Annotated in this window: 16 protein-coding genes; 5 read left to right on the plus strand and 11 right to left on the minus strand. The window is 31.7% G+C overall.

All coding sequences use genetic code 11. The annotated features are described in order from the left end of the window. Positions 1–131 precede the first annotated feature (131 nt). Together groES and groL are read left to right on the plus strand one after the other, a co-directional pair. A complete protein-coding gene (groES, locus tag RMO70_RS03235) occupies positions 132–407 on the plus strand; it encodes a co-chaperone GroES (protein WP_310554985.1) in 276 nt (91 codons plus the stop codon). Between the two features lie 42 nt (positions 408–449). Beyond that, positions 450–2078 (plus strand): chaperonin GroEL, encoded by a 1629-nt coding sequence (gene groL / locus RMO70_RS03240; RefSeq protein ID WP_310554986.1) that lies wholly within the window; start codon positions 450–452, stop codon positions 2076–2078. Positions 2079–2156: 78 nt separating this feature from the next. On the opposite strand, the gene RMO70_RS03245 is transcribed toward groL, so the two are convergent. The 11 genes from RMO70_RS03245 to xrtF form a co-directional block, all read right to left on the minus strand. After that, entirely contained in the window at positions 2157–2837 is a 681-nt protein-coding gene (locus RMO70_RS03245; RefSeq protein WP_310554987.1) for a VTT domain-containing protein, read from the minus strand. A gap of 82 nt (positions 2838–2919) precedes the next feature. Next, complete coding sequence (gene can / locus RMO70_RS03250) at positions 2920–3555, minus strand: carbonate dehydratase (protein WP_310554988.1); 636 nt, start codon at positions 3553–3555, stop codon at positions 2920–2922. 43 nt (positions 3556–3598) lie between these two features. Continuing rightward, positions 3599–4225, minus strand: a complete 627-nt coding sequence (locus RMO70_RS03255) for a carbonic anhydrase family protein (RefSeq protein ID WP_310554989.1) — start codon at positions 4223–4225, stop codon at positions 3599–3601. Between the two features lie 12 nt (positions 4226–4237). Beyond that, positions 4238–4903 carry a DUF2490 domain-containing protein gene (locus tag RMO70_RS03260; RefSeq protein WP_310554990.1) on the minus strand — a complete coding sequence of 222 codons (666 nt, stop codon included), beginning with the start codon at positions 4901–4903 and terminating at the stop codon, positions 4238–4240. A gap of 25 nt (positions 4904–4928) precedes the next feature. Then, positions 4929–6527: a SulP family inorganic anion transporter gene (locus tag RMO70_RS03265; RefSeq protein ID WP_310554991.1), complete on the minus strand. Its 1599-nt coding sequence runs from the start codon at positions 6525–6527 to the stop codon at positions 4929–4931. 68 nt (positions 6528–6595) lie between these two features. Then, complete coding sequence (locus RMO70_RS03270) at positions 6596–6877, minus strand: hypothetical protein (protein ID WP_310554992.1); 282 nt, start codon at positions 6875–6877, stop codon at positions 6596–6598. Positions 6878–6967: 90 nt separating this feature from the next. Beyond that, complete coding sequence (locus RMO70_RS03275; protein WP_310554993.1) at positions 6968–7312, minus strand: metal transporter; 345 nt, start codon at positions 7310–7312, stop codon at positions 6968–6970. A gap of 72 nt (positions 7313–7384) precedes the next feature. Next, positions 7385–9391, minus strand: a complete 2007-nt coding sequence (locus tag RMO70_RS03280) for a TonB-dependent receptor plug domain-containing protein (protein WP_310554994.1) — start codon at positions 9389–9391, stop codon at positions 7385–7387. 50 nt (positions 9392–9441) lie between these two features. Further along, a complete protein-coding gene (locus RMO70_RS03285) occupies positions 9442–9831 on the minus strand; it encodes an HYC_CC_PP family protein (RefSeq protein ID WP_310554995.1) in 390 nt (129 codons plus the stop codon). 47 nt (positions 9832–9878) lie between these two features. Continuing rightward, positions 9879–10337, minus strand: coding sequence for an exosortase F system-associated membrane protein (locus RMO70_RS03290; protein ID WP_310554996.1), 459 nt, complete (start codon positions 10335–10337; stop codon positions 9879–9881). Beyond that, positions 10315–10857: an exosortase family protein XrtF gene (xrtF, locus tag RMO70_RS03295; RefSeq protein WP_310554997.1), complete on the minus strand. Its 543-nt coding sequence runs from the start codon at positions 10855–10857 to the stop codon at positions 10315–10317. Before xrtF ends, RMO70_RS03290 begins: the two co-directional genes overlap by 23 nt. 72 nt (positions 10858–10929) lie before the next feature. Here xrtF and RMO70_RS03300 point away from each other — a divergent pair, with 72 nt between their 5' ends. The 3 genes from RMO70_RS03300 to rpsO all read left to right on the plus strand — a co-directional run bounded on the left by RMO70_RS03300 (position 10930) and on the right by rpsO (position 13140). After that, positions 10930–11385: a GAF domain-containing protein gene (locus tag RMO70_RS03300; RefSeq protein WP_310554998.1), complete on the plus strand. Its 456-nt coding sequence runs from the start codon at positions 10930–10932 to the stop codon at positions 11383–11385. A 36-nt stretch (positions 11386–11421) separates the two neighbouring features. After that, complete coding sequence (locus RMO70_RS03305; RefSeq protein ID WP_310554999.1) at positions 11422–12570, plus strand: aminotransferase class V-fold PLP-dependent enzyme; 1149 nt, start codon at positions 11422–11424, stop codon at positions 12568–12570. A 300-nt stretch (positions 12571–12870) separates the two neighbouring features. Further along, positions 12871–13140 (plus strand): 30S ribosomal protein S15, encoded by a 270-nt coding sequence (rpsO, locus tag RMO70_RS03310; RefSeq protein ID WP_310555000.1) that lies wholly within the window; start codon positions 12871–12873, stop codon positions 13138–13140. Positions 13141–13158: the final 18 nt, after the last annotated feature.

Here is a 13158-nt window from a genome sequence, read left to right on the forward strand (position 1 = left end):
TATTTTTTAAAATATTAAAATGCCAGCTTGTCAATGCTGGCATTTTTTTTAGGATAAATTGTCAGTTTAAACGTATTGGCATAATTTCTGAAATCTATAATAAACACAAATAACACTAAATAAATACTAAAATGGCATTAAATATCAAACCACTTTCTGACAGAGTTTTAATAGAACCCGTAGCTGCCGAAACAAAAACTGCATCAGGGATATTCATTCCAGACACTGCTAAAGAAAAACCTCAAAAAGGAACTGTAGTTGCCGTAGGAAACGGAACCAAAGACCTTACAATGACAGTTAAAATTGGTGACACTGTCCTTTACGGAAAATATGCTGGGACAGAATTAAAATTAGAAGGAAAAGATTATTTGATTATGAGAGAAGAGGACATACTAGCCATCATCTAAGATTAAATACACAAATTAACGAATCAACAAATAAAAAGTAAAATGGCAAAAAATATAAAATTTGATATTGAAGCACGTGATGGATTAAAACGTGGCGTTGATGCTTTGGCAAATGCAGTAAAAGTAACACTTGGTCCTAAAGGCCGTAACGTAATTATTGGGAAATCGTTTGGCGGACCAACCGTTACCAAAGACGGTGTTACCGTAGCAAAAGAAATAGAATTAGCAGATCCATTAGAAAATATGGGGGCTCAAATGGTAAAAGAAGTAGCCTCAAAAACCAACGATTTGGCTGGAGACGGAACTACAACTGCAACCGTTTTAGCACAAGCTATTGTAAAAGAAGGATTAAAAAACGTTGCTGCTGGAGCCAATCCAATGGATTTGAAACGTGGAATAGACAAAGCGGTGGAGGCTATTGTTGCCGACTTGACTAAACAAGCTAAGGTTGTAGGAAGCGATTCTGAGAAAATAAAACAAATTGCATCAATTTCTGCAAATAATGACGAAGTAATCGGTGAATTAATTGCCAATGCTTTCGCAAAAGTGGGAAAAGAAGGTGTAATTACCGTTGAAGAAGCTAAAGGAACAGATACTTATGTAGATGTTGTAGAAGGAATGCAATTCGACAGGGGATACTTATCTCCTTATTTTGTGACCAATCCTGAAAAAATGGAAGCAGAACTGGAAAGTCCATACATCCTATTATATGATAAAAAAGTTTCTTCATTAAAAGAATTATTACCTGTTTTGGAGCCAATAGCACAATCTGGTAAACCATTATTAATTATTGCTGAAGATGTAGATGGGGAAGCTTTATCAACATTAGTTGTAAATAAATTACGTGGTGCTTTAAAAATTGCAGCTGTAAAAGCGCCAGGTTTTGGAGACAGAAGAAAAGCTATGTTGGAAGATATTGCTATTTTAACTGGCGGAACTGTAATTTCTGAAGAACAAGGTTACACACTAGAAAATGCTACTCTGGAGATGCTTGGAACAGCAAAACGAGTAACTATTGACAAAGACAACACCACTATTGTTAGCGGAGCTGGCGAAGCGGATATGATTAAAAATCGTGTCAACCAAATTAAAGGTCAAATGGAAGCTTCAACTTCTGATTATGACAAAGAAAAACTACAAGAACGTTTGGCTAAACTAGCTGGCGGCGTTGCAGTTCTTTATGTTGGAGCTGCTTCTGAAGTGGAAATGAAAGAGAAAAAAGACCGTGTGGATGATGCGCTTCACGCAACTCGCGCTGCTGTCGAAGAAGGAATTGTTGCTGGTGGTGGTGTAGCATTATTGAGAGCTAAATCAGTTTTAACGTCAATAAAGGCTGATAATGCTGATGAAGCAACAGGGATTCAAATTGTATCTCGTGCAGTAGAATCTCCTTTGAGAACTATTGTAGAAAATGCAGGTCTTGAAGGTTCTGTTGTAGTAGCAAAAGTTGCTGAAGGAAAAGGTGATTTTGGCTACAATGCTAAAACCGACGAATATGTAGATATGCTTAAAGCTGGAATTATAGATCCTAAAAAAGTAACTCGTGTAGCTCTTGAAAACGCAGCTTCGGTTGCAGGGATGATACTTACTACCGAATGTGCTTTAGTTGAAATCAAAGAAGAAAGTCCTGCTGGACATTCTCACGGTGGCGGTATGCCAGGAATGATGTAATCTTTTTAAAAGTACAAAATTACCTTAATATAAAAAACCCGTCAAAATTAAATTTTGACGGGTTTTTTATGCTCTAAATTATTCTTCTCTATTTGATGATTTAGTCAAAATTTTGATTAATACAGGTAATGTTGTCACACCTATAATTCCAAGAACAATAAACTCAATGTAGTGTTTTAAATCGATATGAAATTTCTCCAAAAATAACTGATACAAGTAATGTCCTGCAAATATCATTGTGAATGCCCACAAAAAAGAACCAATAATATTAAAAAACATAAATCTTTTTTTGTCCATAAATACTATTCCTGCAATCACTGGTGTAAATGTTCTCACTATTGGTATAAAACGAGCAAAAATAATGGCCTTGCTACCGTATTTATCAAAAAAATCTTTGGCATCAAGTAAGTATTTTTTTTTGAATAAGAAATTATCTTTTCGATTATATAAATAAGTCCCGCTTTTGGATCCAAACCAATACCCAAACATATTTCCTAAAATTCCAGAAGCAGCGACTAATGAAGCTAGTAATGAAACGTTTAAAAACTGATTGCCTAATGAGATTTGCTGCATTAAAGTTTCGCTATAAATTCCAGCTAAAAACAGCAAACTATCTCCTGGTAAGAAAAAACCAGCCAACAATCCCGTTTCTGCAAAAACAATAAACAAAACTACAATTAATCCAATTTTTACACCACTAAATTCTAAAAGAATATAAAACTCAGGATTAAACAATTGCTTCCAATCAAAATTACTCATACACTACTTTTAAACTTCCATTAAAAAAAGCGAATGTACCAAAATTAGCACATTCGCCCTATTATATTACAATAAATTAATCTTAAATATTTAGTTGATATACATCGTCTAAATCGTCATTAGAACTATAGTTGACACCTAAGTCGGTTACATAACCCGAATTCAAACCGTAAACCCAACCGTGCAAATAGAGTTCTTGACCGTTTTTCCAAGCATTCTGCACAATAGATGTTTTGGCCAAATCAGAAACTTGTTCTTTTACATTGACTTCAACAAACTTATTAAATCGTTCTTTTTCATCCATAATTGCATCTAATTCTTTTTGATGATGACGGTAAACATCTTTTATGTGTCGAATCCAGTTATCGATAATTCCAACAGAATCATTACCCATTGCAGCTTTTATACCACCACAACCGTAATGACCGCAAACCAAAACGTGTTTTACTTTGAGTACATTTACGGCATAATCTAAAACGCTTAACATATTCATATCGGTATGAATAACCATATTAGCAATATTTCTGTGCACAAAAACTTCGCCAGCTTGTGTTCCTGTAATTTCGTTTGCAGGTACTCTACTGTCTGAACATCCTATCCATAATAATGGTGGCGTTTGTCCTTCTGATAAATTATTAAAAAAATCTTTATCTAGAACTAGTTTACTTTCGACCCATTTTTTATTATTGTCTAATATTTTTTTATAAAAATCATCCATCTATTTTAAATTCTTTTTAAGGTATAAAACTACTCTTTTTTTATTAGTTCGCATAAAAAGTAACCTCCCCATCGGCAATATTATGCATTCCGCCAATAATCCCAATTTCACCATTTTGAATCATTTCTTTTAGTATTGGACTCCTTTCCATAATTGCACTTACTGTTCGCTTTACATTTATTGATGCCACTTTTTCGACAAATGCAGCATTAGAGGAACTTCTGTTTTCGGTTTCAGATTTTTCGTCGTAAACAGCTGGTTGAATTTTGCTTAATAAAGCTGTTAAATTTCCCATCTCAACATGATCGCAAGCGCCTTTTACTGCACCGCACTTGCTATGTCCTAAAACAACAATAACCTTTGACCCTGCGACCTTACATGCAAATTCCATACTTCCTAAAATATCTTCATTAATTATATTTCCAGCAATTCGCACACTAAAAATATCTCCAAGACCCTGGTCAAAAATAAGTTCAGCCGATGTTCTCGAATCAATACAACTTAAAATTACCGCAAAAGGGTGTTGTCCATCAGAGGTTTCGTTTGCTTGTTGTAAAAGATTTCTGTTGGCTTTTAAATTATTCATAAATCTTTTATTCCCTTCTTTTAAAATATCTATCGCCATTGAAGGTGTTATGGCTTCTTGCATTTCTTTATTTAATGTTTTCATAATTTTTTAATTTTATAATGGTAAATTATTAAAAATCACAATTTGAAATTGATTGCGATTTGAGTTTTCCAGTGTTTGTGCCATAAAACCAGCTTCAACTTTAAAATCTTTATTGATAACAAATCCTAAAGCACCATAAAGTCGATTCCTGTCAAACAATGGTTTTTCTGCATTTATAAAAATTTCATTGTATGCAGAAAGGTAAATGGCATTTTTTTCTAGTGTTTTTTTATTGATAGGAATATTTATACCTAAAAAATATCGGAATCTCATCTGAAAATCATCAGCAATAAATCGCTCTTCTATTCGATACCTATGCTGAACAAAAACGCTGCCAGTATTTTGTCTGGTAATAAACTGTTGATAAATTCGATGCTCGTTTAAATCTGTTTTTTGATCGGAATTCGAAGTATATCTTTGTGTATTTATAAACCCATATCCTAACAATAAATTGTTGTTATTCTCTGTAAAATTATAACCAATTCCGGTTCGCAAAAGCAATTGATTGGTATCGCCTATAAAGTTGTAATTTCGATATTGCACTTCATTATGCCAGTTCCATTTTTCGTTAATTTTTTGGTTTCCAAAGTAAATCAACCAATTTCCTGTATCGGATTTTTGAGAAAAAGAAAGATTATAAAAACAAAAAGACAGCACTATTATATTGACTATTTTCATTGTAGCGTGATTATGATTGAATTCACTAACTCTTATGCTCCACAAAAACGTGCTTTTCTTCTTCGCCAGTATCTACTAAACCGTACGCTTTTTTGAAACCAACTAATTTTACTTTTATGTTTTCCTCTTTAGATCTTATTTTTTTGAAATCTTTTATCAAGTCTAACACATCGTGGGCAATATAAACAGTCTCAGTAGCATTTATAATTACTTTTGAATTTTCTGGAATAGAAGCCAAAGTAGATTTGATTGCTGCTTTATTTAAAAAAGAAACTTCTTGTGCCAAATCAACATGAATAACGTCACCATCATGCAATTCTTCTTTTCTAAATTTATAAGCACGTTGCATATTTCCTTTTAGAATGAAAACAACACTTATTATCATTCCTAAAGCTACACCTTTTAATAAATCTGTAAAAACAACCGCTAACAATGTCGCAATAAATGGAATAAACTGATATTTCCCTTTTTCGAAAAAATGTTTTAGTGTTTTAGGATTGGCTAACTTGTACCCTATTAATAATAAAATTGCTGCTAAAGTCGCAAGTGGAATTTTATTCAACAAAAAAGGAATTGAAACCGCACAAACTAATAATAAAACACCATGAATAATTGCGGACATCTTAGATTGTGCTCCAGCGGATGCATTTGCGGTGGTACGAACCACAACAGAAGTCATAGGCAAACCACCTAAAAGAGCACTTACAACATTTCCAATGCCTTGTGCTTTTAGTTCCACATTAGTATCTGTATATCGCTTATGAATATCCATTTTATCAGCAGCTTCAATACATAGCAACGTTTCTATTGAAGCCACAATAGCAATTGTAACTGCAACTGTCCAAACTTGCTTGTTACTTATTCCAGAGAAATCAGGTAAAATAAAAATATTTTGAAATTCCCCTAACGATTTTGGCACAGGTAAGTTTACCAGATGCTCTCCAGAAATGGCCAGATTACTCCCTGAACTTATAAAAAATTGATTGATAAGAATTCCTGAAATCACCGCTACTAATGCTGCTGGAACAAGCTTCAAACTCTTTAGAAAAGGTACTTTGTTCCAAATAATTATTATTGACAAGGAAACGATTGTAATAATTACTGCGCCCAATTGTATGTTTCCTAATACTGCGAAAAGTTCCGAAAATGTGTTTTCACCATCAGACTGTAAAAAAGATAAATCTCCTTCATAATCTTTGTCGTAACCTACAGCGTGTGGAATTTGTTTCAAGAAGATAATTACCCCAATTCCTGCCAACATTCCTTCAATGACATTGTTAGGAAAATAACTAGAAATACTTCCCGCTTTGATAAATCCTAGAATAATTTGTAAAATCCCTGCTATAAAAACCGCTAACAAAAACAATCTAAAATCCCCTAAAGTTGTTATAGCAGTTAATACAATAGCTGTCAATCCAGCTGCTGGACCTGAAACAGATAAATGAGATTTACTTAAAAACCCTACTATAATTCCACCTATAATTCCTGAGATAATTCCTGAAAATAATGGCGCTCCACTTGCAAGCGCAATACCTAAGCATAGTGGCAAAGCCACTAAAAAAACCACTAACCCAGATGCGAAATCTGAGTTAAGGTTGGCAAAAAGATTTGTTTTTTTTGTCATAATACCTGAAAATTTAAAATAAAATTTAACTCAAAAAAGAGATTTTGAGTTTCTGAAAAAAATATACTTTAAACTTGTTCCGGCGGAAGAATATCAATTGAAGTAACTACTTGATATTCTTTTATTAAATATTTTGAAAGATTTTTATTTGAATAATTTCTTAAAAAGAAAAGCATTTCTTGGTTTTGTGAAAATACAAATTCGGCTTTAAGTGCTTTCTCCTCTTTTGCTTTTTCTTCTTCAACCATAGAAATAGACAATTCTTTCTCGCAATCGAACAAACTAATAATACTTGGTGCTGATTGAACTAGAATGAAAATAAACAAAACTATACCAGTAAAATATTTCATATCACGAAAATACTGTTTTTTAATTTTGTTTCGATTTTATTAACATAATTTAAAGAAAAAAGCCCTGAAAAATTTCAAGGCTTTTAAAAATTATTTTCTCTCATAAACACAACATCCGTGTAGATTGTTATAATCTAAATCTGTAGCTTTTATATCATCGGAATCGTGACCAACTTTAGCAATGGCTTTTTTAACCTCTAAAACGGAACTTTTTTGCTCGTTTAAAATTAAATCTAATTGATGGGATTGCACATTCCAAATCACAGACTTTACACCCGAAACACTTAACGCTGCTTTTTGAATTCGTTTTTGACACATTTCACAATTTCCATTAACTTCAAAACTATGTTTTGCATTTTTACTTTTTTTAACTTCTTGAGCTTCTACTGAGAAACCAAAAAAAGTTATCATAAATATTAAAATTGTATTTTTCATTTTATTTGGTTTTTTTTAATTGACTTTTAAAATTGACTCTTGAAATTGATTTTTGAAAATTATTTTTGAAAATTATTTCACTTTAAATCGCAACCCAGCATAAAACATTTGTCCAAAAATGGGAGCATACACAATACTACTATCAAAACTTGTTCCAAAAGGATTGTCAGCTCCTAAAATCGCTTTTTGCTGTGTATAATTTCCGAAATTTTCTGCACCAACATACATCTCGAAAACGGATGAAAAAGTTCTAGTAATTTGTGCATTCATCAATACAAACGAAGGCGAAAAATCAGATAATTGATTTGGAACCGGATTTGACATTGTTCGTGGCAATTGCTGTTTTCCAATCCAATTTAAGGTGTAATCAAACTTCCATTGTTGTCCTTTCTCTTTTATGTGTGTTTCAAATTCTAGGTTCGTAAAAAAACGATTTTGCGCCTGTAATGGTCTTTGAAAACTACCCAAATTGTAATCGGTTTTGTTGTCATAAAATTTATACGATGTTCGCAAATTAAGATGTTTGATTATTTCTAAATTGAATTCCAATTGTAAGCTATTGGCAAACGACTTCCCTTTCAAATTATAAAAATCTACTTGTTGTGCACTTTGAAACAAATCGACTACGACTTGATTTTGAAAATTGGTTCTATAGAAATCTACAGAAATATCAGCATTCATATCAAAAATAGGAAATTTTTGCAAAAACCCAAAGCCATAATTCCAAGCAATTTCAGGATTCAAACCATACGTTTTTCCAGAATTGTCTAGAATATTAAAATTTCTAGAACTCCCAAAAAGTTGTTGGTTTTCGGCAAAAATATTAGCTTGTCGTTTGCCTCTTCCAGCAGAAAATCGAACAACAGCATCTTTCCAAGGATTGTATCTTGCGTGCAAACGTGGTGTTGCAAAAACACCTAAACGATTGTGATAATCAGCTCTACCACCGATAATAACACTAAAATCATCCCCATTATCATAGGTATATTCAAAAAAAGCACCCAAAGAATTGTCTTTTCTACTATAATCGTTTGTGTTTACAAATTCATCATATTCATCGGAAGTAAAATTCAATCCTGTTGAAAATTTATTCAAAGTATTGTTGATTATTGAATTAAAAATCAAATTAGAATAAAAACTATTTTGTTTGATATTATATTGTCTAAATCCAAAATAAGATTCTTGGTCGTGGCTGTTATAGGCATTTTGAAAACCAATGCTTTGATATGGCATTTCTGGCCAAACATAGCCTATTTTGGAAGAAAAATCGAAACGTTGTGTGTTAATTTCTGATCCCCAAAAGTTGGTTGTAAATTTATCGCTTTTCGGATTAAAATCAGTTTGACCAGCTTGTTTTTCGTCGTTCATATATCTGAAATTCAAAAAACTAACCCATCCTTTTTCAGCATTAGTATATTGCCAACGATTGAGAATATTTATTTGACTTCCCAACGGATTATCCAGAAAACCATCGTCATTCATATCGTTTTTAACCAATCTGCTGTTGCCGTGAACAAACAAACTAGTTGCCCATTTGTCGGATAGTTTTTTGTTCAAATGTGTATTGACTTCCAAACGAGCATCGGTAGAACCATAAATATTTAAGAAAAACGGAATGTCTTTCATTGGTTTTAGCAATTCAGTATTTATTTGTCCCGAAATGCTTTCAAAACCATTGATTACGCTTCCGGCTCCTTTGGTAATTTGAATACTTTCTACCCAAGTTCCTGGCGTAAATGATAGTCCGAAAGCTTGTGATGCACCTCGAACCGAAGGAATGTTTTCTTCGGCAATTAACAAATATGGAGAAGTTAAACCCAACATTTTTATTTGTTTGGTTCCTGTCAAGGCATCAGAAAAATTAACATCTATGGACGGGTTGGTTTCAAAACTTTCAGCCAAATTGCAACAAGCAGCTTTAAGTAATTCTTTGCTGGACAAAACAGTTGTATTGGTAGTTTTGAGTAATGATTTTTGGAGTTTTTTTCGTTGTCCTTCAATTTTTACAGCTTGCAAAGTGTCTTGTGCAAAAACGGAAAAAGAGAATAAAACAACAAAAAATAGAATAATTTGTTTCATATAATAATTTTAATGTTTAAAATTCGATTTATTTCGATTCAAACATTAAATCAAGCATAGAAAATGAGTTGACAATTCCGTTTAAAAATAGGAGGTGCATTGGCATTGCAAGCATAAGAAGTTATTTTACAGTTTTTAAAAACTGTTTTTTTAACCAATAGAATTGGGTTGTATTCTTTAATTAAAAAATCCAAATTAGCGGAAAAAGAAATCGCTTTCTCTATGGTATTTTCCGATTTTTTTTCAATTTTGATGAGCTTATCTTTACAACAAGATGATTTTTTTTCGCTTATTCCACAACAATCAAATTCATTGTTTGTCAGAGAAAAATTATTTTTTAATGAAATCGATGCTATTTTCCCGCCACAATAATGCACATTGAAAGCCAAACCAAAATTGGAAACTAATACTAGCATTGCCAGTAAAATAGATATTTGCATTCTGATTTTCACTTTGCAAAGTTAAGCAATTGCTTGAACACTAAAAGCTAATGATTTGTTATTTTTTTATCCGATTGTTTCTGAAAATAAAACCCCGGAATAAAAAGCAATATAAAAACGGGTTGGATGAGAAATCTTCTGATGTAAAAAAGAATCATTTTATGACTTTCGTCGAAATAATTTAAAACAATAAAAAACGAAATAAGTAGCATTATAAAAAAAATAGAAAATAGAAAAACTGAAAACTTCACTAAAACAAAATCTTTAAATATAACATACAAGATGGCTATTGAAATAATTGCATTTAAAAAATACCTCAAAAACAAACTAAAATACAGTTTAACTGAGTCAAATTCTGGATAAGTTGTTGCTTTTTCTGCTTTAAAATAATTTAAAAAAGGGTCGTAAAACAATTGATTTTCAAAAGCGCGAATAATAGCAAATAATCCAACGAGAAAAATAAGTTGAATGATTTTTACTTTATTATTTGATAGTAGTTGTAGCATATTTAGAAAATTTATTAACCCAAATAACCCACAAAATAAAAACTACGCCATATATAATTAATGGAAAAACAACACCGTGTAAAAAATGTTCTTGTTCAGGATAATGAAACATTAAAACACTTAAAACAATGATCCGAAATATATTCAATATGTAAATAATTAAACTTCCTGTCAAAATAAAAAAAAAAGTTTGTTTGAATTTTCCTGAAAAAGCAATAACAAATGAAATAAACAAAATAATTACGCTTACAGCATTGCAACCTTCGACAATTCTAGCAACCATTTTATTCTCAAAAATAATTTTATATTGACCATAATCTCTAACAGTAGATAAATTGAAACCCATAAAATTTGAAAATTTTTCAGTTAAAATTGAAACATTCTGAGTTATTCTGTCAACACAATCATCGCAAGTGTTAGTAATATACAATCGATAAATAAGTGTCAAAATTAAATAAGCCAAGAAAAATTTCCCTAGAAAAAGCAAAAAAGGTTTATATTGAATAAAATATTTTTTCAAATTGAAATTTTTAACAAATTTATACAAAAATTAAAATCTGCTTTAAATACTTTTGTACAAAATAAATAAAATATGATTTTTGAAACATTAAAACCAAAAGTAACTGAAATTACTTCAAATACTACTTTTTCAAGAGATGAAAAATTATTGAAAATTTGCCAACTACTTGAACAAAATATTGAATACTACACTTGGGTTGGATTTTATTTTGCCAATCACGAAACAAAAACTTTGCATTTAGGTCCTTACGTGGGTGCCGAAACCGATCATACTGTGATTCCGTTTGGGAAAGGAATTTGTGGGCAAGTAGCAGTTTCTAATGAAAATTTTGTTGTGCCAGATGTCGCAGCACAAGACAATTATATTGCGTGTAGTTTTACAGTGAAATCTGAAATTGTGGTACCGCTTTTTGTAAACGGGCAAAATATAGGACAAATTGATATCGATTCTAATGTTTTAGATCCATTTACAGAAGCTGACGAACGATTTTTGGAGTTTGTAAATGAAGAAATTTCAAAACTTTATTAAAAAGAAGTTAACTTAAGCGATATCAAAATACAAATAATGAACAACCAAAAACATTTATTTCAATTAGAGGAAGGAGTACATTATTTGAATTGCGCTTATATGTCGCCATTACTAAAATCTGTGGAAGAAGCAGGAATAAATGGAATGATTGGTAAGCGAAACCCGTTTTTGATAAAAACAACTCATTTTTTTGAACTTGCCGAAACAACCAAGCAAAATATTGGAAAACTAATCAATGCTCCCTCAAAGAACATTGCAATAATCCCTTCTGTAAGCTATGGTTTGGCATCAGCTATTGCAAATTTACCACTGCAAAATGGCAATAAAGCTGTAGTTGTTGGAAACGAATTTCCAAGTGGTTACAATGAAATAAAAAAATGGTGTGATGGTAATAAAAAAGAACTTCAAATTATTCCCGAACCAATAAATTCTAATACCAAAGGGCGGGATTGGAATACTACTATTCTTGAAAATATAGATAAAGATACAGCCGTAGTTGTCATTTCTTCAGTTCATTGGACAGATGGAACAAAATTTGATTTGAAATCGATTGGACAAAAATGTGTAGAAAACGATGTTGTTTTTATAGTTGATGGTACACAATCTGTAGGTGCTGCAATTATAGACGTTCAATTATACAACATAGATGTTTTGGTTTGTGCGGCTTACAAATGGCTTTTAGGTCCATACAGTATTGGCTTTGGTTATTACAGCAATCGTTTTGCCAATGGAATCCCTTTGGAAGAAGCCTGGGTAAATCGCTCCAATGCCGAAGATTTTACTAAACTCACGCAGTACACAAACGAATATAAAGAAGGTTCAAATCGGTATAATGTTGGGGAATACAGTAATTTTATTCTTTTGCCAATGTTCAATACAGCTGTAGAACAATTATTAGATTGGAATGTGGAAAACATTGAGAATTATTGCGAAAACCTTAGTAAACCTTTAATTGCCTTTTTGGGGAAAAGCAATTATACCATTGAAGAACCTGAATATCGAAGCAAGCATTTGTTTGGAATTTCATTACCAACATCCTTAAATTTAAATATGCTTTTGGCAGCATTGGAAGAGCACAAAATATATGTTTCGGTTAGAGGACAATCAATTCGAGTTTCGGTAAATGTGTTCAATACTCCTGAGGATATAAATGCTTTGCAAGCTATTTTAGAGGAACATCAATAAAAAAAATATTCATAAAATTCAGCTTAATACTACAAACAGTAACTTTTTTATTTCGGGCGTGCCCCTTCGTAAAAACTACGGGTCGTGCTGTACGTTCCCGCTTTTTTTGAGAAGCTAAAAAAAAGCTTCCCAAAAAAGAGCTACACTTCCATCACTCACGCAAAGTAAACAAAATCAATATTTTAGTCAAAAATTAAAATAATTCAGATTTTATAATTCATAATCCATAATTAATAGCTACTTTTGCACTCGAATACGAAAAACGTAATTCTACATCCTAATCATTTAAAAAATATTAAAATGTACTTAACTAAAGAAGTAAAAGCGGAAATTTTCGCTAAACACGGAGGAAAAGCAGAAAACACAGGTAAATCTGAATCTCAAATTGCATTATTCACTTTCAGAATTTCGCACTTAACAGAACACTTGAAAAAAAATCGTCACGATTACAACACAGAACGTTCACTAGTTTTGTTAGTAGGTAAAAGAAGATCTTTGTTAGATTATTTAAAGAAAACAGAAATCAACAGATATCGTGAAATTATCAAAGAATTGAATATTAGAAAATAATCAATAAAAAAAGAGGTG

Origin of the sequence: Flavobacterium sp., assembly GCF_031422135.1 — a bacterium.
In the GTDB taxonomy this organism is placed as follows: domain Bacteria; phylum Bacteroidota; class Bacteroidia; order Flavobacteriales; family Flavobacteriaceae; genus Flavobacterium.